Origin of the sequence: Pseudoalteromonas sp. H103 (genome assembly GCF_001469205.1) — a bacterium.
Taxonomy (GTDB): domain Bacteria; phylum Pseudomonadota; class Gammaproteobacteria; order Enterobacterales; family Alteromonadaceae; genus Pseudoalteromonas; species Pseudoalteromonas carrageenovora.
In genome coordinates, this window is record NZ_LOFG01000004.1 from 71,431 (window position 1) to 91,238 (window position 19,808).

At 37.0% G+C, this 19,808-nt stretch carries 17 protein-coding genes; 3 read left to right on the forward strand and 14 right to left on the reverse strand.

Annotated features, from left to right (window positions below; genetic code table 11):
- Positions 1-16: 16 nt before the first annotated feature.
- The 12 genes from ATS74_RS04965 to tagH all read right to left on the reverse strand — a co-directional run bounded on the left by ATS74_RS04965 (position 17) and on the right by tagH (position 15,152).
- Entirely contained in the window at positions 17-784 is a 768-nt protein-coding gene (locus tag ATS74_RS04965) for a type VI secretion system accessory protein TagJ (RefSeq protein ID WP_058547843.1), read from the reverse strand.
- A gap of 2 nt (positions 785-786) precedes the next feature.
- Positions 787-2,313, reverse strand: coding sequence for a type VI secretion system contractile sheath large subunit (tssC, locus tag ATS74_RS04970; protein WP_058547844.1), 1,527 nt, complete (start codon positions 2,311-2,313; stop codon positions 787-789).
- A gap of 36 nt (positions 2,314-2,349) precedes the next feature.
- A complete protein-coding gene (gene tssC, locus ATS74_RS04975) occupies positions 2,350-3,840 on the reverse strand; it encodes a type VI secretion system contractile sheath large subunit (protein ID WP_058547845.1) in 1,491 nt (496 codons plus the stop codon).
- Complete coding sequence (gene tssB / locus ATS74_RS04980) at positions 3,837-4,340, reverse strand: type VI secretion system contractile sheath small subunit (RefSeq protein WP_058547846.1); 504 nt, start codon at positions 4,338-4,340, stop codon at positions 3,837-3,839. The genes tssC (ATS74_RS04975) and tssB overlap by 4 nt, the downstream gene beginning before the upstream one ends.
- A gap of 16 nt (positions 4,341-4,356) precedes the next feature.
- A complete protein-coding gene (gene tssA / locus ATS74_RS04985) occupies positions 4,357-5,472 on the reverse strand; it encodes a type VI secretion system protein TssA (protein ID WP_058547847.1) in 1,116 nt (371 codons plus the stop codon).
- Between the two features lie 221 nt (positions 5,473-5,693).
- Complete coding sequence (locus ATS74_RS04990) at positions 5,694-6,491, reverse strand: PP2C family protein-serine/threonine phosphatase (RefSeq protein ID WP_058547848.1); 798 nt, start codon at positions 6,489-6,491, stop codon at positions 5,694-5,696.
- Positions 6,484-7,212 carry a type VI secretion system-associated protein TagF gene (gene tagF / locus ATS74_RS04995; RefSeq protein WP_058547849.1) on the reverse strand — a complete coding sequence of 243 codons (729 nt, stop codon included), beginning with the start codon at positions 7,210-7,212 and terminating at the stop codon, positions 6,484-6,486. The genes ATS74_RS04990 and tagF overlap by 8 nt, the downstream gene beginning before the upstream one ends.
- A complete protein-coding gene (gene tssM, locus ATS74_RS05000) occupies positions 7,194-10,706 on the reverse strand; it encodes a type VI secretion system membrane subunit TssM (RefSeq protein ID WP_058547850.1) in 3,513 nt (1,170 codons plus the stop codon). Before tssM ends, tagF begins: the two co-directional genes overlap by 19 nt.
- Before the next feature lie 9 nt (positions 10,707-10,715).
- Positions 10,716-11,996, reverse strand: a complete 1,281-nt coding sequence (tssL, locus tag ATS74_RS05005) for a type VI secretion system protein TssL, long form (protein ID WP_058547851.1) — start codon at positions 11,994-11,996, stop codon at positions 10,716-10,718.
- A gap of 21 nt (positions 11,997-12,017) precedes the next feature.
- Positions 12,018-13,346: a type VI secretion system baseplate subunit TssK gene (gene tssK / locus ATS74_RS05010; RefSeq protein ID WP_058547852.1), complete on the reverse strand. Its 1,329-nt coding sequence runs from the start codon at positions 13,344-13,346 to the stop codon at positions 12,018-12,020.
- Between the two features lie 15 nt (positions 13,347-13,361).
- Positions 13,362-13,826, reverse strand: a complete 465-nt coding sequence (gene tssJ / locus ATS74_RS05015; protein ID WP_058547853.1) for a type VI secretion system lipoprotein TssJ — start codon at positions 13,824-13,826, stop codon at positions 13,362-13,364.
- Positions 13,827-13,841: 15 nt separating this feature from the next.
- Positions 13,842-15,152: a type VI secretion system-associated FHA domain protein TagH gene (tagH, locus tag ATS74_RS05020; protein WP_058547854.1), complete on the reverse strand. Its 1,311-nt coding sequence runs from the start codon at positions 15,150-15,152 to the stop codon at positions 13,842-13,844.
- 493 nt (positions 15,153-15,645) lie between these two features.
- Between tagH and ATS74_RS05025 the strand changes: the two genes are divergently transcribed.
- Together ATS74_RS05025 and ATS74_RS05030 are read left to right on the forward strand one after the other, a co-directional pair.
- Entirely contained in the window at positions 15,646-17,619 is a 1,974-nt protein-coding gene (locus ATS74_RS05025) for a serine/threonine protein kinase (RefSeq protein ID WP_058547855.1), read from the forward strand.
- Positions 17,620-17,799: 180 nt separating this feature from the next.
- On the forward strand, positions 17,800-18,156 hold the full coding sequence (locus ATS74_RS05030; protein ID WP_058547856.1) for a PEGA domain-containing protein: 357 nt from the start codon (positions 17,800-17,802) through the stop codon (positions 18,154-18,156).
- A 54-nt stretch (positions 18,157-18,210) separates the two neighbouring features.
- On the opposite strand, the gene ATS74_RS05035 is transcribed toward ATS74_RS05030, so the two are convergent.
- Positions 18,211-18,588, reverse strand: a complete 378-nt coding sequence (locus ATS74_RS05035) for a DUF1294 domain-containing protein (RefSeq protein ID WP_058547857.1) — start codon at positions 18,586-18,588, stop codon at positions 18,211-18,213.
- A gap of 53 nt (positions 18,589-18,641) precedes the next feature.
- Between ATS74_RS05035 and ATS74_RS05040 the strand changes: the two genes are divergently transcribed.
- The gene (locus tag ATS74_RS05040) at positions 18,642-19,172 is read left to right on the forward strand and encodes a hypothetical protein (RefSeq protein WP_058547858.1); all 531 of its coding nucleotides are present in this window, start codon (positions 18,642-18,644) and stop codon (positions 19,170-19,172) included.
- A 60-nt stretch (positions 19,173-19,232) separates the two neighbouring features.
- Here ATS74_RS05040 and ATS74_RS05045 read toward each other — a convergent pair whose 3' ends face one another.
- Positions 19,233-19,775, reverse strand: coding sequence for a carboxymuconolactone decarboxylase family protein (locus ATS74_RS05045; RefSeq protein ID WP_058547859.1), 543 nt, complete (start codon positions 19,773-19,775; stop codon positions 19,233-19,235).
- Positions 19,776-19,808: the final 33 nt, after the last annotated feature.

Below are 19,808 nucleotides of genomic sequence, written 5' to 3' on the forward strand. Positions count from 1 at the left end.
GTTGCTAAAACTTAAATTAAGCTGTTTCAAGTGAGTTGATTTTTAAATTTGGAATGGTGATCGCCTCATCATCAACAAACAGCATTTTCATTCCCTTGCCTATAATAAATTCATCTTTTAACTCTACCCAGTCAGATACTTGACCTAGCTTTTCAAGCTCAGATTCAGAGTTAATATAAACAAGTGGCAAATGAGCTGTACCTGATGGGCCATCTTTGATCGTAATTTCAACACGTAACCAAATGCTTTCTAATAAAGACTCTACTGGCTCCATTTTTAACGATTCAATTTCGTTAAAGTTAGCTAAATAAAATTCACCATTAGTCCCAAGAACTTCTAGGTATGGGTTTAAGCAATCATCGAGATCTCTTGCTGATGACTCGTCTGTGCTAACTCTTATAGATTCCATTTCCTGAGCTAACTGAGCTGCTTCGTCGGTTGAACCTTCTAACAGAGCCACATGCATTTTCAAAAATAGTGTGTCTAATTCGTTTGCATCATGAAATAACTTAGGAATGCCTTTACCTTGATAAAAGTCTACACGAGATTGCTGAGCACGAATTAGGTGTCTTAAATTTACTGCACCTACTGCAAACTCTGGATTTTTTTGTACCATAAAATCTAGTTGTTTATCAGCTTTTTCAAGCTCACCATTGATGCAAAGTAGTTCGGCGTAAATACTTCTGATATCAAAATTTAGTGGCTCATCTTGAAGCTCTGTAGCACAACAAGATAATGCATCAGTAAGTTTCCCCTCGCGAATTAAGCTATGTATTTTTTTCATGACTATTCCTTTATTTTATGATGAGGACTGAGCTCAGTAATTAATTTAATACTGGAGATCATCTGATCTAATTGAAAATGTGGCTGTAATTGTAAAACAGAAAAGTAATGCCCTGGATTAGCTTTATTTTCACTGACTTTTATTCTGGCATTACTTAAAGGGTACTTACTTCTTATATGCTCTGAGGCAGAATCTGAAGCAGTGGTATAATTATTTATCCATGCTTGTAAGTCTCGCTCACAAGCTTGTGCTGTGTTGTAAGACCCAACACGGTCGCGAGCTAATAACTTTAAATAGTGAGCAAAGCGAGATACACATAAAATATATTGCAGCATTGAAGATAAGCGCGCATTTATATTAGCAGCGCTTGATTCATAGTTTTTAGTTTTTTGAACCGACGCATTACTATAAAAAACAATGTGTTCTGTATTGGTTACTGACGATGTTGGGATAAAGCCAAGCTCAGAAAATTGCTTTTCAAATTTGCTTGTTACTAACAAGTTTAGAGGTGGCTTTGCTTCTTTTTGATAAGTGTCGTTTGCAAAACTATCTCTAGCCAGCCCAGTTACCAATCCCTTTGAAATTTTACCCGGCTCAATACCGCGAATATGTCCAAACCAGCCACTGTCGCAATATGCTCTTATTATGGTAGATACGAATTGATATGCTGCATTGCCCCAAAGCATATCGCTTTCAGGGTCTTTAATTTGTTCTTTAAAGTAAAAATCTTGATGGCGTTTACCATCATTGCTATATGGCGGTCTAACTAATACATGAGGAAGCGTAAGCCCAATAAAGCGAGATTCTTCCATCGCTCTAAAGCTTTGCCATTTAGCGTATTCAGGCTGTTCAAACTGATTAAACAAATCGGCGTAATAGCCTAAATCAGAAAAGTTATCTGCACCAAATAAGTTAGGAGAAGCGGAGCAAATAAATGGGGAAAAAGCCGCTGCAGTGGTTCTAGATATTTCTTTTATTGTGTCTATGTCATTATAAATTGTGCCCGCTGAGCACATGTTACTAATTTCGTAATCACCTATAACAACACCAAATGGCTCGCCACCTGCGCTATCAAATTCACTTTGATAAAGCAGCTGAAAAAATAAACTTTGGTCAAAATCAATGGCTTTGTTTACATCTTTAGAAAGTGTTGCCCAATCGCAGTTCAATACTTTTATTTTTACTTTATTTTCTTTGTCGTATTGTTCGCTTTGAAGTATTAGCCACCAAAGATTACGCCAACTGGCTTCTAACTTTTGAAATCTATCATTATGAATTATCAGGTTTAATTGTTCTGAAATGAGCTGATCGAGCTCAACAATTACGCGCTGCAAATAAGGACCCAGTGATTCTTTAGTCCATGAGATAGGTGAATCTGAAGAGCCTTCAAGCCATAATAACAAGGCTTTATCTAGGTTTTTTTCGTTTAAAAACCTATCGAGTAAAGCCTCATTATCACTTATTCTAGACTGTGCTTTTTGTACAAAAGCGAAGTCTTGATTTATAAATGAAAACTCTTCGTGATTCATTCTACTGCATTATCCTTAACGCTAAAGATCAGTTTATTAACCGATCTCTGGAATTTTAGCTACAAGGCGTAAAGAAGAAGTAAGCTCTTCCATTTGTAGCCAAGGTCGTAACCATGCAACTGCATTGTATGCACCTGGCTGACCTGGGATTTCCTTAACCGATACTTTTGCATCAGCTAGAGGATAACGTGCTCTGATATCTTGACCACCACCCTCAGTCGCATTTACATACGATAAGATCCAACGGTTTAACCAAGACTCAACGTCTTCAGCTTCCATAAAGCTACCAATTTTATCACGCGCCATTACTTTTAAGTAATGAGCAAAACGAGACGTTGCCATAAGGTAAGGTAGACGTGCAGATATAGCCGCATTAGCAGTTGCATCTGGAGTAGAATAAATTTGTGGTTTTTGACAGCTTTGGCCACCAAAAAATACGGCATAATCTGTATTTTTGTAATGACAAAGAGGTAAGAAACCTAACTTACTTAATTCCGCTTCGCGACGGTCTGTAATGCCAATCTCAGTCGGACATTTAAGATCTGGATCGCCATCATCGCTAGTGAAAATATGCGTAGGAAGACCTTCTACTTTACCGCCACCTTCAGCACCACGTATTGCAGTACAGAAACCGTATTGAGCAAATGCTTTGGTCATATTAGTTGCCATTGCATAAGCTGCATTACTCCAACAGTAATCACTGTTATCAGTACTTACAGAGCGACCATCTTTTGGTTCAACTTCAAACTCTTCATAGTTGAATTCTTCAACAGGTTTAGAAGCAGCGCCATAAGGTAGGCGAGATAAGAAACGAGGCATAGTTAATGATACAAAACGTGAATCATCACTGTCTCTAAATGAGCGCCACTTAGTGTATTCTAAAGATTCGAATACTTTTTCTAAATCGCGAGGCTTAGTTAGCTCTTCCCAGTTATCAAAGCCAAATAATGATGGCGATGAAGCGGCAATAAACGGACAGAAACCAGCGGCTGCTACATTAGACATTAGGCTTAATGTTTCAACATCTTCAGGATGGTTAGTAAACTCAAAGTCACCTACGATAGTACCGTAAGGTTCGCCACCTGGAGTACCAAACTCAGACTCATAAATTTTCTTGAATGTTTGGCTTTGGTCAAACTCAACAGCTTTACTTAAATCTTTATGAAGTTCTTTTTTCTTCATATTTAGCATACGGATTTTAAGTGTAGAGCTTGTCTCAGAGTTCATTACTAAATGGTGCAATCCACGCCAAGAGCCTTCTAACTTTTGAAACTCTTCGCTGTGCATTACTACACTTAGCTGTTTTGAGATTTTTTGATCGATTAATTGAATTGCTTCATTAAACGTCACTGTCATGTTTTTGTTCCACTGAACAGTCCCTTTTAAGGCTTCTTCTGTCAGTGTTTTAAGTAGCTCTTCTGCACGGCTTGCATCAGTTTGCTTAGTAGCGCCGATTGCTTGTTCTAATAGTGAAGACGTCGCTTCTGAGGTAGACTCTAATTCAGTACTTAGTTGCTCTGTACTCATTTTTCAGTCTCCTCAATTTTAAGTTCTTTTGCGATCGTATCTAAGCTTGAGGTGTTGCTTAGCACTTCTTCAAGTACATTTTCTAATTCTTCTGAACGGTCAATCTTAGTCATCAAATCGCGTAACTTGTTGCGTGTTTCCATTAATTTACGTAATGGCTCAACTTGGTTCACAACAGCTGCTGGCTCAAAATCGTCAATCGATTTAAAGTTAAGTTTTACTTCAAATTCAGAACCATCATCATTAAGCGTATTATCAACTAATAATTTTAATGAAGGGCTCATACGCTTTAAAACATCGTTAAAGTTTTCACGATCTATTTGCACAAATCGTCTGTCTTTAAGTGGTTTTAATGCTTCAGTATTATCACCAGAGAAGTCGCCCATAACACCAACAACAAATGGTAATTCTTTTTTTACTGCAGTGCCTTCAGTTTCCACATCATAAGTGATGTGTACGCGAGGCTTACGAACTCGTTTTAATTTATCATGGATACTCATAGAGAACTCCTTTTACTTATGTTTCAGTTTCGCTGATTTTAATGCCAGACAACTTAAAGTACCCCGTCCTAGCATCACTATCTGTAATTAATTCATTTAATAATTCAGGCAGCGACAATTCGCTCCATCGAATTACTTGTTCTATGGTGTACGACATAGGTGAGTGCGGCTCTGTCTTTCTAAAAAAAGTAGCGATTTCTTTGAGTTTATTAATCGCGCTTTCTCTTGAGTTAATTTCGTTATTAACTTTCACAGCTTGTAATGCAACACCTTGACCTTCGTCGTCCTCACTTTGAACCACTTCTTGCACTTCATTTAGTGCCGCTTTTGCTTTTTCAGCAGCTTCAAGCTTATCTGCTGCAACATGCTCAACAGCAGCAAGGCTTACTTCTAATGCTTGTTTTATATTTGAAGTTGGCTGGGGCTGACCCGTTACTCTATCCATTACTTCGCTTAATAAGGCAAATTGCTCAATCGCGTTTTCAATGTCTTGTTTTAAAGTAACAAAAAATTCAGTACTAGTTTCTGCAGCGCTTCTTTCAATAAGCTCATAATCAACAGCACCTAGATTAAGCTTTTTTTCTCTTTTCTCATCCGTTAAACGAGAAATATCATAGCCCTGCTGATACTCCCAAAAAGAATATGACTCCATACTGGCACTGTCGGTCAGATAGATACTTTTAATTGGGATTATTAATGTACCTTCCCCTGCAGAACCATTAAGGCCAACCAAGGCAGATACTTTATCTGACACTTCATCATCGTCATCGAGAGACGGATAGAGTTCGTCAAAATAATTATCGAGCAAGTTATGAGCAACTTTAAAACCAAAAGCCAAACCTTTAAAACTATGAATTCGACAAAGGGCTTCGATAAACCAAGCTAAATATTCAATATCTTTGCTTTGTGTTTTTATTGCTTTGCTACATTGCTCTAATAAAGGAAGCCAATCTCTTGCTAGTGAGGAAATACCTTCTTCATCAACTAACGCATTTCTTTCTGCTGCACGAAGCTGGTTTCTTAAATCTTTTAAGGCGTAATAAGTCGACGTAGGAGACACATCTGAGCGAGGATCAATACCTGCAACTTCGGTGTCTGAAATAGGGGAAATATACTCTTCAAATAAAAACATTCCGTCGTCCTAATAATTATCCATAAAACTCCAATAAAGCGGAGCGGATTTCATATTACATTTTTTATAATAAATTACAAGCCTAGTTACAATTGAGTTTAAACCTTAATTATTGCCTTTATATAAACAATTAAAATTTAATATACTTATAAATTAATAGGTGTAATTAAAGTAAAAACTCTAATATAAAAATAAAAGCACTATTTATATTTTAAATATCGTTATTTTGAAAAAAGAGGTATTGTAGCTTCATCTTGAATATTGAATGTTTCTGAATTATTACCAACGTATCCTTTATCGTATTTTATTAAAATACAGGTCACATTATCTCGCGCACCTCTAACTAAAGATGAATGCATTAGCGCCATACCAGAATCAATAATGCTACTAGGCTCTAATGACAAACATATGTCCTCATCAGACAACTCACCAGTGAGACCATCTGAACAAAGTAAAAATATATCGCCTGTTTTCACTTCATTTTGAATAACGTCTACTTTCACTTCTTCAGTTACACCCACAGCCCTTGTGATTACATTTGATAATGGGTGCGTTTTAGCTTCTTCTATTGAAATAATCCCTTCATCGATTAAATCATTTACTTGGCTGTGATCTCTTGATATTTGCTTAAATTGACCATCTCGAAGCATGTAAGCTCTGCTATCGCCAACCCACAAAACATAGTACTTATTATTTTTTAAAAATAATGCGGTAACTGTACTGCCCGCGGTTTTACTACCTAGATATTGGGCACTGTATTCGTTTAATTGCCTATTAGCATCTTCAATGGCTTCAACTATGTGTGATACTTCTAGTTTTTCAAGTGGAAGCTCTTCAACTTTTGCTCTTATTACATCTACAACAAGTTGGCTGGCAACTTCACCAGCCTCGTGACCACCCATCCCATCTGCGACAACCCATAAGTTATGGCTGTTTATTTCTACATGCGCATCCTCGTTAAGCTGCCTGACAGCACCACGGTGGGTAATTGCATAACTTGTACTAAACTTGCTAATCACTATTTTTTACCTGTGTAAAATTCCATTCCCAGTGTTTCCACCTTCCATCTAACATTGCCGCAACTTGATTTACTGCAGGCAAACCAGGGGTTATAAGTACCATTGGTTTTATATTGCAAGAGCCATGCGTCCACCAAACACTGTAATCGCCATGTTTTTTTAATAAAAGAGCATGCATTGCATCTTGAAGAACTTCACCCGATAACTCATCACCTGAGAACTCAAATGCTTCCGCACTTTTATTTTTATCTGCAGAATTTGAAAAGCTAACCTGCTTTTTAACTCCAGTTATAGCACTTATAGATTTAGCAACTTCTTTACGCCATGAAAATAAATCGACAGAACTATCTAAAACTTTTAATACAGTATCTTCATACTCTAAAGAGAACACTCCTGTGTTTAAAACATCAATCGGTGCTTGCTCTAATGTGCTTGCAACTGTAAAAGGGTAATGTCGTCCCACTGCATCCATACTCGGAAACAACGTGCCCATAACCCCTTTGTCACCAACAATATTTGGCGATAATGCAAAGTGCCATACTGGTCCGGTTAAGTAATTATCTTGCCATACCTCACCTAGTTGCTCTTTACTCACTGCAATGGCTGCTTGCAGCCACTGCTCCCAATGCTCTGAAAACTCTTTCGATACGTTATCTTGTACAAAATCACCTAAACTAGGCACTTTGCCAAGATAACCAATATTTATAATCGGGTCGGACATGAAAACTTCTCTACACTTTTATTCCAAAATGGATGCCTGATTGATTTAGGCAATAATTCGACTTTTGCATTGTTCCCCATGAGTGAAAAATGTAACTCTAAGTCTTCACGTGTTTTTGTTCTTTTAGCACTTAACTCGTCTAACATACGGTATAGCGACCATTCACCTTGGTAAGTTGTATTAATGGGACGACCACCACTTGGAGGAGTAAATTCAATCCGAGTATTACTTTGCCCTGATGATCCTGGCCATACAAAGTTAGTTATCTTAATTGGCCCATGACGATATGACATAGATTGCCCATCAATTTCGACCCTGAACTTTGATACTGATTGATCTAATTCTACAGTCCTTAAACCAAACTCAATTCTTGGTGTTGCACTACCGCCATCAAAAAAGACGGTTTGAATTTGATTAGCAAGTTCAAACATCGCTAATGTATCTCGGCTAATGCCTATATCTTTTTCAAATTTCCATGGCGTTGAGCTCATATCTACACTAGGCGCAATATAGTTAGTGAAAAAGCTATCAATCGTGCCACCAGGGCCGAAGAATCGAGTGAAGTCTTTCATATTCACTTCTTTATTTGCGTACTGAGAGAATGGATAACGGCCAACAATTGCAGCGTTATATTCGCGTAATACCTTACTTTTCCACATCTCGTTTAAATGTCTGTTGGCACTATTTTTAGTTATATTGCTAGTATCACGACTGATATCTAACAACCAACTATTAAACGGATAAGGTAAGTCTCGGCTTTGGAACTCAAGTTGACGAATAAAGCTTGGCTTACTTTTACCGCTAATTTGATCTTTAATTGACGACTTTAACTGATCGCCTCTATCAAGTTTGGTTAAGTAAACGTTTAGCTCTCTTAGATTTTTCTGAATATTATCTAATTGTTGAGCATCAATATTTATTACACCTTCAAAGGCTTCTTCAACTTGATGACCCGGTAATTTAATATCAAATTTAGGGGCTTCGTCAGGTAAAAATCGTTTGATGCGATTAGCCTTTGTTTGCATAGCAATCTCAGCAGCATTTGCTGCCACTTTACCTGCAGCCTTTTGATTATCCGATACGGGTAATTTAGTAAGCTGCACATTTTTTTGAACTGCAGTAATAATATTTTTAATAGGTGCTTCAGAGCCCGCTAGAGCATCAGTAATATTAACCCCCTCAGCAGGAGAGCTATATTGGTTCAGGCTCAAATCATCAATAAATGATTGCCAATAATAGATATAATCTTGAAAATATCGTTGCTCTAGTTTCTTCTCAATCTCATCTTTAGAAATATCGTAGGTACCCGTGGCCTCTTCACCATACACCCAGCTACTTGCCATTAAATTACCAAGCATTTTACTTTTCTCAACATTAAAAATGCCGTGGAAACCATTAAATGTATATAAGCCCGGGATACTTCGCGTAAGCTCACCGTCATTTCTAAAAGTAAATTTTTGCGCACTTTCGAAACTAATAATGTCTGTAAGCCTAAATGGCGGGATACTGCTATCTAAAAAGTCGGCTTGAAGTCGTTGGTATGCTCGCTCAGCAATTGGTAGCTTAGTTAGCTCAGCTCGTGCAACACGCACGGCTTGATTATCAATTTCAATTTGGCTTACACCGTTTTCAAGTAATGTAGCAACATGCTCCATTAGCTCTACTCTGGTTTGCATATTTTTATCGCCTGGTAAATTACGTTCTAAATACGCGTTAAACCATACCGTTATATCTTCACCTTCAAAGTATTCAGGCTGAAACAACATAAGGTAACACTTCAGTGTTTCGTATAAATAACTTAAGTGCTCAGGATGAGCTTCCATTTCTTTAATTAAGGTACTTGCAATAAACGGTTCTAAATACGTTTGCAATGAACGGTCGTAGGCTTGTGTAGAAGCCATTTTTATTTCATTTAGTTTGTTAAACCCAATTGATTTAGACTCTTGTGTATTAACAAGTTCAGGGTTGCTTGCAGGTAAGTTTCTAAGAGCTTTTAATCTGTCGTTTAGTACCAATAAGTTATTACGATCAAATGAGGCGGTATCAAGCTCTTGGTACGTTGCAATCGCATCCTCAGTCTCTGAAATTAAGTTACTATTCCAAGCAAAACTAAAGTACCACGATGTTGAAAAACCAAATAAAGCTATGCATGCAAGCGATATGCTACCAACACGAAGCCATTTATTTTGCTTGTCATGATGTTTGTTAGTGCTTGCTAAGTTTTGCTCTGGAAAAATCACACCTTCTAATACATTCTTTATAAAAAAGCTTTTAGATTGGTTGATGTATCCCGATTCGCCTGCGTTCGCTTCGTTTAAAAAGCTTGATGGCGTACCTTCTTGCGTTGCACTTGTAAGATAAACACCACGAAACATTGGTAGTTCTTCGTATGCATTAGGAGTGAATATTTCTTTTAAAAAAGCATCTCCTACACCTTGTAGCACACGAAGCTGCCTTGGGAATTCGAATATTTTAGCGCGAATTTCTTCGTTTCTTTCATTAATTAATCTACGATTTAACATCTCGGTTAATTTAGAAATTAATGTGTGAAATTCTTTATTAAATGCATCTACTTGCGTGTCTTTGTCTAAATCAAGTTCAAAGGTTACGCCCCAAACCTGCTCACATTCTTCTTCTGTTAATTCGCCAAAAAACTCTCTAAAGCCTTCGATTAAATCAACTTTTGAAAAAATAACGTAAACAGGAAAAGTCATGCCTAATTGGCTTTGTAGCTCTTGTAATCGCTGTTTAATAGCGCGAGCATGTAGGTTTCTCTCAGTTTTGGTCTGGCTCATAAGCTCAGAAATACCCATACTGATCATTACACCATTAATCGGCCTAAGAGGACGGTACTTACGCAGTAATCCTAAAAAGCCTTCCCATGCACGTGAATCATGCTTTGCATGGCTGCTTTGCGTTGTGTAGCGCCCTGCAGTGTCAATTAAAACAGCTTTATTGGTAAACCACCAATCACAATTACGCGTACCGCCAACACCATGAACTAAATCAACACCCAGCTTATCTTTTAGTGGGTAATCAAGCCCTGAGTTATGAATAACGGTAGTTTTGCCAGCTCCTGGCGGTCCTATCATTATGTACCAAGGCAGCTGGTAAATGTTTTTACCTTTGAACAGCTTTACATCTTTTAAAAGATCGATAGCTTCGTTCATTCGCGTTTTAAGCGTGGTAATTTCTTCATTTACTTCAGAGCTATTTGTATCGCTATTACTATCAATTAACTCATCAGCCATTTTTTCGTCTCGTTTGCTTTGTTGCATAAGACGATAAATTTTAGACACAGAAAAAACCAATAAAACCAATATAATAGTAAACAGTCTTGCTGCTATACTTTGTAGTGGTACATAGTCAGCTATTGCGATTAATGGGCCGCCAAACCAAATTAGTAATGATAAAGCTAAAAAGCCAATAATTAGCATTGCCGTACGAGATGTAAGTGCGTAGGTCACTTTTTTTATTTTTTGTGAAAAACTCATTTCAGCCTCTTAAAATAATAAGTCGATTTCAATTCGTCGGTTAAGTGACCGAGAAGCTGAATCTGAATTACTGGCAATAGGCTCTGCTGCGCCCTTACCTTCGGGCCATAAACGCCCACTGAGGTTTGTACTTTTAGCCATAGAGTTTGCAACTTGCGTTGCGCGCGCTAAAGAAAGGTGCCAATTTGAAGGGTATTTATCAGTTCTAATTGGTGTGTCGTCTGTGTGGCCGGTTATTAAAATACGCCCTTTAGTTCCTTCAAGGCTTAATGCTAGCTTTTCTAAAATAGGCTGAAATGAAGGTAATAATTTAGAGTCACCTTGATTAAAAAGGCTCTCACTATTAATAGAGATTCTGATCCTATCGATATTTTTCTTTATCGTTACAATCCCCATTTGAATCTCAGTTTGTAATAGTTGTTCTAAAACAAGTAGCTGCTGATCCTTTTTGTCTATTGCTTGGTCTTCAGCTAGAGGGTGAATGATGGCCAGCTTGTCATTTACAGCGGTAACATCATCATTTAGCTTCATATTTATAAATAAATAAACGGTAAGTAAAAGTAGACCCAGAACAGAAAAAATAACCCACAGCGGCACCTGATTTCTTAATTCAACGCCAGCGGCTACTCTTTGTTTCCAGTTAGGAGAAAGCTTATTATTGATTGGCCCATCTAATTGATTTAATAGGTGGTACATTTGTGAGCGGTATTCTTCTACTTTACTATCACCCACAGTATCTAGCCTGTACTTACCTTTAAAACCTAAATTTAAACAGTGGTACTGAAGCTCTAAAAAGGCTTTGTGTTGCTCTGGCTGAGACAATGCATTATCTAGCAAAGTATAAAAGTACTCACCGCCAAAGGTCTCTTTATGAAATGTTGAAAGCAAACTTTCGTCAGCCCATTCCATAGAGCTCCATTTAGAATTTAAAACAGACTCATCTAAAATTGCACATAAACAATAACGAGAGTTTTTGATTACATCTTTTGATAAATTTTGATTACGAATCTCGACTTCAAAGCGTTTGATAGCCTCAACACATCGATGCTTTAACGCAGCCAAGTTTGTCATCTCAACTGATTTTCTTATTGAAATAACCAATGAAAAACAGTCTGTTGCCGCTTCCATTAACGGGTTTTTAAATATAGATACCTTTGCATTACTAGGAATACTGCTTGCAACAGGCTCAACAGACATAACTGTTTTGTCTGGATCATTATCTACTTGAGTATTATTTGAGGCATCACGCCCTAATCGACCAGGACGTGGTTTTATAATGGTTTCGTCCATTGAAACTCTTCCTTTTAAAAGTTAAGTTCTTATTGCCCACAGGCTTAGTTGTAACTCGGGGTAATTTCCAGACAAGTGAATAGCAATACCACCACTAGAATGAAGCTTTGCCCAATGCTCGCCATGTTTATTTAATTCAAAATAATGAAAACCTGCATGGTAAGGAATTTGACGCGGTGCCGTTGGTAAGTTACTGATTGTAATACCTGGGATTTGATTGTTTACTAAATCTCGGATTGTCTCAACACTACCTATTTTAATTTGAGAAGGTAGTATCTTACGAAGCTCTTCGTGGGGGACACTCGCCTTAATAGCCAATACAAATTGACCCGAGCTAAGTACCGATTTGTCTTTGAGTGCACCAAAAGAAATACCAAACTTGCTTTGCTCTAGCTTTATTTCTGTCGCAGTTTGCTCGATTACATGACTCAAAGATTGATATAAAAAGTTTACTACTTCGCTAAATACAGGGCCTAAATTTTTATGATCGTACTTAGGTAATTTAGGTACTCTTTTATTTACTGTACTAAATGTAGAGAGTTCACCAGCAAGCTCTATTAAACGTGTATAAAGAATATTTGGATGAAGGTTATTAACTGATAATAAGTTTTCAAAAACAGCGTCATACTTATTTAACGTTTGCAGCATAATAAAATCAGCTACAGATGTGCTTCCCGCATAGCCTTGGCACAACCTAACAGCGATACTTTCTGAGCGCTGCTTTATCATTGAGCCAATTTCTCTGACTAGACCAAGTAATGGCTTACACTGACCTACTTTTAATGAAGCTGGAATATACTTTGAATCGAGCTTAATTTGCCCTTCGCTACTTACTTCAACAATGCGTGCTAATGGCAATAATATATAGCCAGCGTGATCGTCTGATGACAATACTAGCTTACTAAATACCTTAGCTACTTGAATAATTTCTTGAGCTTGCGCACCTAAAGAGTCATCGCTTACTGATAAGTCATTAAGTTTATAACGCGTAACAATATCTTCATCTAAAGATGAAATATTAATACCACTGGCTTTTAGTGCAGGAACCGCTAAATAAACTATTTCATCATAAACATCTTTACCAACTACTAAAGGCTCAGGTAAAGAGGTTGATTGAGGCATATCGATGGGTAGCAAATCAGGAGTAATAGCTGATAACGACTCAATTGCAAATTGGCCTGAGCTTAATAGTTGAGTGTCGATACTTATATCAAGTATGCCCCAAGGATCTGATAAATTCCCATTGCAAATTTGCTTTATTAAATGCGAAAAATGCTTATCTGACTGCTGAAAGTGTTGCGGCCTCAAGAACATTCCTTCGGTCCAGGCAACACGAGTGTTATCACTCATTGTACAAATCCTTTTTTATTGCTCTCTCATGTATGTAGCAATTGCTTCAACATTTACATCTATATCGTCATAGCCTGTAGGGTCAACTTCAATTACAGCTCTCCATCGTGCTTGGTCGATATCTCTGTACGCAACAACAACTCCAACATATCGCGTATTACGGTTTAAGCTCATTTTGTATTCTTGAACAGAGTTTGGCTGTAATTCTAATTCATCTTTTTTTAATAAGTCTGGGCCTAATAGTTTTTCAGGTGTTTCGTATAGGCTAAAAAAATCCTGCGTATCAAAAATTGTTCTTGAGCTAAGCTCAAAAATTTTCATTACTACTGGTGAAGGCCTATCCGAAGTGTCCGGATTAACATTTTTAGACACATTGATTTTTAGATCTGTAGAAGGAGGTACAAACTTGTTAACAGTTGAACAACCCATGGCTAAAAACAGTAAACTGAAACTCATTAAAAAGAGCTTAAACTTGTTCATTATCTACTTTCCTTTCTAGAACGATTCTTTAATTCTATCGTTATATGCTTTTAAGAAATCATCTGACAATGCCATAGCTCCCTTACTATTTACATCATGAGATAACTCATCATATAAATTTTGGTATAGCTTCCAGCACTTAGCCTCTGTTTGACCAGGGATGATTTTTAATACGTTAGAATTATCATTTATTTGTTGATTTATGTGTTGGGGAGAAACTTGCTCTAACATCCCTTTTAATACGCCATCAGCTCCTGCTAATAAAGCATGTTCATGTCTTCGAGTGTCAACAAAGCTTTCTTTGATTGATTCTCGAGACGACAAGAAGCTTGCACTATTTCTGATGAATAAATTCTGAATAACATCATCAATATCTGCCGAAAACTTAATTGGGTTATTTTGTTGAGTTTGGAACATTGTTTGGTTTAAACGCAATTGGTTTTTCACAAGTGCTCTTTGACGAAGAGACTCCATCAACTCTGTGAGTAATAAATTTAACCCTTGGCCCATTTCAAACCAAAGTTCTTGCGAATTTAACGAATTTTGTAACTCAGCTTTAATCCCTAACCCGTTCAAAAAAGCATCGGTTAACGCAGTGTCTTCACTCGGTGATATTGAATTCTTTTGCGCAGCAGGCTTATGAACAGGCTTTACAGCTTGAGGTTTGCTTACAGGTGTATCAAGTACCGCAGCCTCAACTGAAACTTGTTGTTTAACAGGCTGTTTTGGCTGTGGCTTACTTACAACTGGTGCTGGTTGAGTTACCGCCTCCGGGTTCATTAAGTGAGCAAGCTCATCCCAGTTCTCAGGTATTTGGTTTGCTGAATTATCTTCACTGGCCTGAGTCATAGAAACTGCAGGCATAGATTCATCCATTATTGATTCATTAAAATACTGCTCTGCCTCTGAAAAACGCTCAGTAGGGTGCTGATAAGCGCTTTCTGGCTCTTTGCTCAAACTAGCAGCTGCACTTAAATTACCATAATCGGTCTCAGGAGCTTTTTCGTTGGTAGCTAATTTCACTTCTACTTGAAAATCACCCACAGTAATTGTGTCACTATCAGACAAGCGTTGTTTATTACCTTGGCCTAATGGAGCTACGCCAAAATTTACAAAAGTACCATTTGTAGATGTATCGTAAACATAAAAAGAATCGCCCTCTTTAACTATGCGCCCGTGCTTACTAGAAATGATTTTTTCGGGATCAGGAAAGTGCCAATCACATGCTTCTGAACGGCCAAATATTAGAGAGTCTTTTACTGTTTTAGTGGCTTCAATTTCTGGAGAGAGTCTATGATAACTAGTGATGTTTAGTATCAGTTCCATTTGATAAGTTAGTCCCATAAATCTACATTTTTATTAGGATAAAGTAGAAGAGAAACTATTGTCAACATTGAAATTAATATATAAAAATATACTCAGTCTTTTAAAAGCATAAATCCAAATAATTTAAATTAATCAAAACCGCTTTAAAAAAGCCCTTTCACAGCTTAAAAAACATATTTTGTATGTTCCGATTTAAAAAATTACTATTTATTAATTTTCACAACACATTATTCATTTTAAATACCTTAAAGTGTTACAAAACAATGCCTGTAGACTTACGCTGTTTATAAAAACAAATAGCAATTAAACGATATTTCAATAATTAATATAAAAGCTCTAAATTTTTTAAAGTTTTGTACGAAAGTTCTGCTATAGAAACATTGCTAAGTTGGCTGATTTTTGTAAAAATACAGCGCTTATCAAAGGGAGAATTGATAAAAATAAAAAACTCACCTTTGCGATTATTTTAATATACACAATAAAAGGATTTATAATGAGCGGTGTCAACAGTTCTAATGATAAAACGCAGATAGCTTCGCTTGACTCAAATCTTCGCACGCCAAAAGCAATAAATAAATTAAACCTTGTAGGTAAAAAAATATCAGACCGCTACTTAGTTGAAGAACTTATTGGCCAAGGTGGTATGTGTTACATTTATCGAGCCAGAGATTTATTTTTAGAAAGTGCGAGTCGCCCTGAAGTTTTTGTAGCGATTAAGGTATTGTTAGAAGAGTTTTCTCACTCTGAAGAAGCTATTTCACTTCTTAAAGATGAAACAACTAAAACACAACAGCTCTCTCACCCTAATATTGTAAAAGTATATTCTGCAGGATCTGATAACGATTTACATTATGTAACCATGGAATTAGTAGAAGGCGAAACGCTTGAGCAAATAATCAAGCGCAATAAACCCTCTGGAATGGCTTTCAAAAAAGCGAATGTAATTCTTAGCCAACTTGCAGATGCATTAATTTATGCTCACTCTCGTGGCGTTATTCATAACGATTTAAAACCATCAAATATAATTTTCGATTCTAATGGTAGCCTTAAGGTACTCGACTTTGGTATTGCAAAACATAAAACCATTGAAGATGCCTATGCAGTTAAAAGCGAATCAAGCTTAGGTACTGTAGGGGGCTATACACCAACCTATGCAAGCCCTGAACAACTTAAAGGTGCTGCAGCATCTGTCAAAGATGACGTTTTTTCTTATGCGTGTATTGCACTAGAATTATTAAGTAGCAAACATCCATATAATCGTGTTGCAGCAGATACACTCCCTAAAGATACATCGGCAAAACGCCCTAGTAACTGCCCTTTATGGCTGTGGGGCACGCTTAATAAAGCAGTTTCTTTAGATGCAGCAAAAAGAACTGATTCGTTAAAGCCCGTTTTAGCTAAGCTTCAAAGTAACTTTAAACCAGCAATAGCGCTTGTTGCCAGTACTGTCGTGTTAGCTCTTTTAGCTGGCCAGTACTACCTAACAAATACAAACAATATAAAGCAGCTTGAAGCTAAGTTAGACAATGCAAAAGCAATAAACCAACAAGTAGAAACATGGATGTCTTGGAATGGACCGGAGATTTTAAATAAACTTGCAGAAATCCCCCCGCAATACGAGGTATTAAAACAAGGTTTATTAAGATCAAATCAAGCTAATATCTTGCAGAGTTTTGATTACAGAGCTAACCAAATCAATACAAGCGCTAATAAGTTTAAAGATTTTGATGAAACTATTAATGTTTATAGTAAAGCATTAGAGTATTACCCTGATTCAGAAAAGCTATCTGTACAACTCGAAAGTATTTTAAGAGAACGCCAATCAATAATTTCGGATATTACTTCTCGTATTGATTTGTTACTTGAGCAATCTCGCTATAGTGAACTTGACAATAATAGTATTCCACAATTAATCAATGATTTAAGCGTAGTAGATAGTACCTACGTTTATCGTCCGTCTGAAATACATTTTGATAATTACAAACTTGCCTTAGATAAAGCTATTGAAGAAGATGATGTGATCACGCAAAAATCTTTACTTAATGTTGGTAAAGCTATTTTCACTAATAATCAAAAAAATGAACTTGGTTTCGCAAACCTTCTTAAAAGAGAGTCGGCGATAGATGCTTTAACGCTCTACCAAAAGAAAATTAACCTAGGTGAACAAGCTGATTTTCCAACTGAAGATGCCGTTGTATTTTACGGCCCAAGATTTGACAGATACACACAAAAACTAGAGACAATTGAAGAGTATAAAGATTTATTAGACTTTGAAGAGTTAATCAATACTGAGTCTGCAGCGTTACCTAAGGACTTTTCTTTATTGGTTTCTTTAAAACAAGAATTATCTAGACGCTACATCACTATGGCAAATACATTAATGAAAAGAAAGATGTACCGCACAGCAGAACAACTAGTTGAAAGAAGCGAAGCTATTACTCAGTCTCTTGATAATGTAATGCTTTAAACAACTGTTTTTATTTGGTGAGTATCACCAAATAACTAAAAATAACGATATATATTAAACTAACAAACGTTTTGTTTTAACAAACGAAGGTCAAGGACGACGAGTTGAGCGATCATTTTGCATAAACTCCTCCAAGATTTTTCGTAATTATTACTATTTAAATGAGTTTATGGAGTACCTATGAAAAAGATAAGCGCACTAGCAGCACTATTAATACTAAGTGGTTGTTCTACTACATCGTCAGTAGACGAAACGCAGCAAACGGCAAAAGAAGAAGCAGTTCAAGTACAAGAAGAAATTGTTGAAGCTGTAGCACCTATTTCATTAACTGTAATCACTAACCCTAGTGATGCACGCGTACGCATAATGAACATAAAGCCTGTATACGAAGACGCTATTGAGCTGAAAGAAGGTGAATACGACGTTGAAGTAAGCAAACCTGGCTACCTAACTTACCGCAAGTGGGTTGCTGTAGATAAAAAGACTATTTTAACTGTAAATTTAGATGAAGTAGCAGCAACTGAAGCGGCTAACTAAACACTAAATAGAATTTTGAATTATGCCTTTAAACCTCGTTTTAAAGGCATAATTTTAGCTACCTATCAAAAAATACAATACACCACCTGCCCCACTTATATTTAAAATAATACACAACCACAACACACCTATAAAACGACGTTTTTTCGATTTATGCCTAAGCCATTGCTGTGCAATGAGCGCACCGGGCCAGCCGCCAAATAATGATAATAACTGAAGTGTTCGCTCGCTCGTGCGGTTAACTTTTTTATGCGTTGATTGTTTAGCTTGTCGCTTATCCCATGCGTACATTATAAAAGTGATTAGGCTCAGTGAGCTTATATAACCTGGTACATAAATAGGTATGTAAATAGGCAAGTACTGAGATAGATACGCAAGCCAAATTATTGCTAAATAAAGCAGTGAGAACGTGATTAATGTTTTCTTTATCAATTAATATTCGCCTATACTAAAAGCTGTTAAACCAAAATAATAAGAGCCAAATTATGACATATTTTAAAGCGCTATTCTTAGTATTATGCTTATACACAATTTGCAGCTATGCATCCGATACCCCAACCAACCTTGATAAAGAACTTGCCGTATTTAAGCCTTATTTAGGCACTTGGCAGGCCGACTTTAAAGTGCCTGAAGGTGCCAAACCAGTACAAGATGTTGGCCGATGGGAGCGGGCATTAAATGGTAAAGCTATACATACCAAGCACTCTATTAATGAAGGCGAATATGGTGGTGAATCGATGATTTTTTACGACAGTAAAAAAGAGTCATTAGTGTTTTACTATTTCACTACCGCAGGGTTTTACACAAAAGGCACCATGAAAGTGCTCAGCCCTACTCAATTTGTAGCCTATGAAGATGTGACAGGCAGTCAAGATGGTATTACTAAGGTTAAGTCGATGAGCGAGTTAAAAGACGATAAATTTGTAGTCTCAACCTCATATTTAAAAAAGGGTGAATGGACTAAGCCCGAGCAGCGTATTTATACTCGCAGTACAAAAACCGTTAAATTTAAATAACTTTGCATTTAAAACACAAAAAGGCAGCCTAGGCTGCCTTTGTTATTTATAAAACTGCTATTATTTAGCGAACTTTTTAAATGGTTCGTCAACTGGTGTATCAGCAAGGTGATTTGTGTAATTGCTCATTACTTTTTGCGATAAACCAACAATAATTTCTAGTAGTTGTTGCTTAGCGTAACCTGCTGCAAAAAACTTCTCAATTTGCTCATCGCTAATTACGCCGCGATCGCGTGTCATTGCAAGCGTTGTTTCACGTAGTGTTTCAAGTTTTGCATCTGCTAGTGGTGTTTTGTTTACTAGTGCATCAACAATACCTTGGTCAACTTTCATTGAAGCGGCAATTGCGCTGTGCGCTGGTACACAGTAATGACACTCGTGCTCAACGTTAATTGTTTGCCATACTACTGTTAGCTCTTCTGCATTAAACGATGTTTTTTGAAATAAGTCGTGCAGTACTTGGTAGCCTTTAAGTAGCGTAGGCGCTTCTGCCATTACTGCGTGAAGGTTAGGCACCATGCCAAATGCAGCTACTGAATCAGCCATAAGCGATTTTGATTCTTCAGGTGCGTTGTCTTGAGTATATAACGTAAATTCTGCCATGTTCTGCTCCAATAAATTAATGTGTTTGAGTAA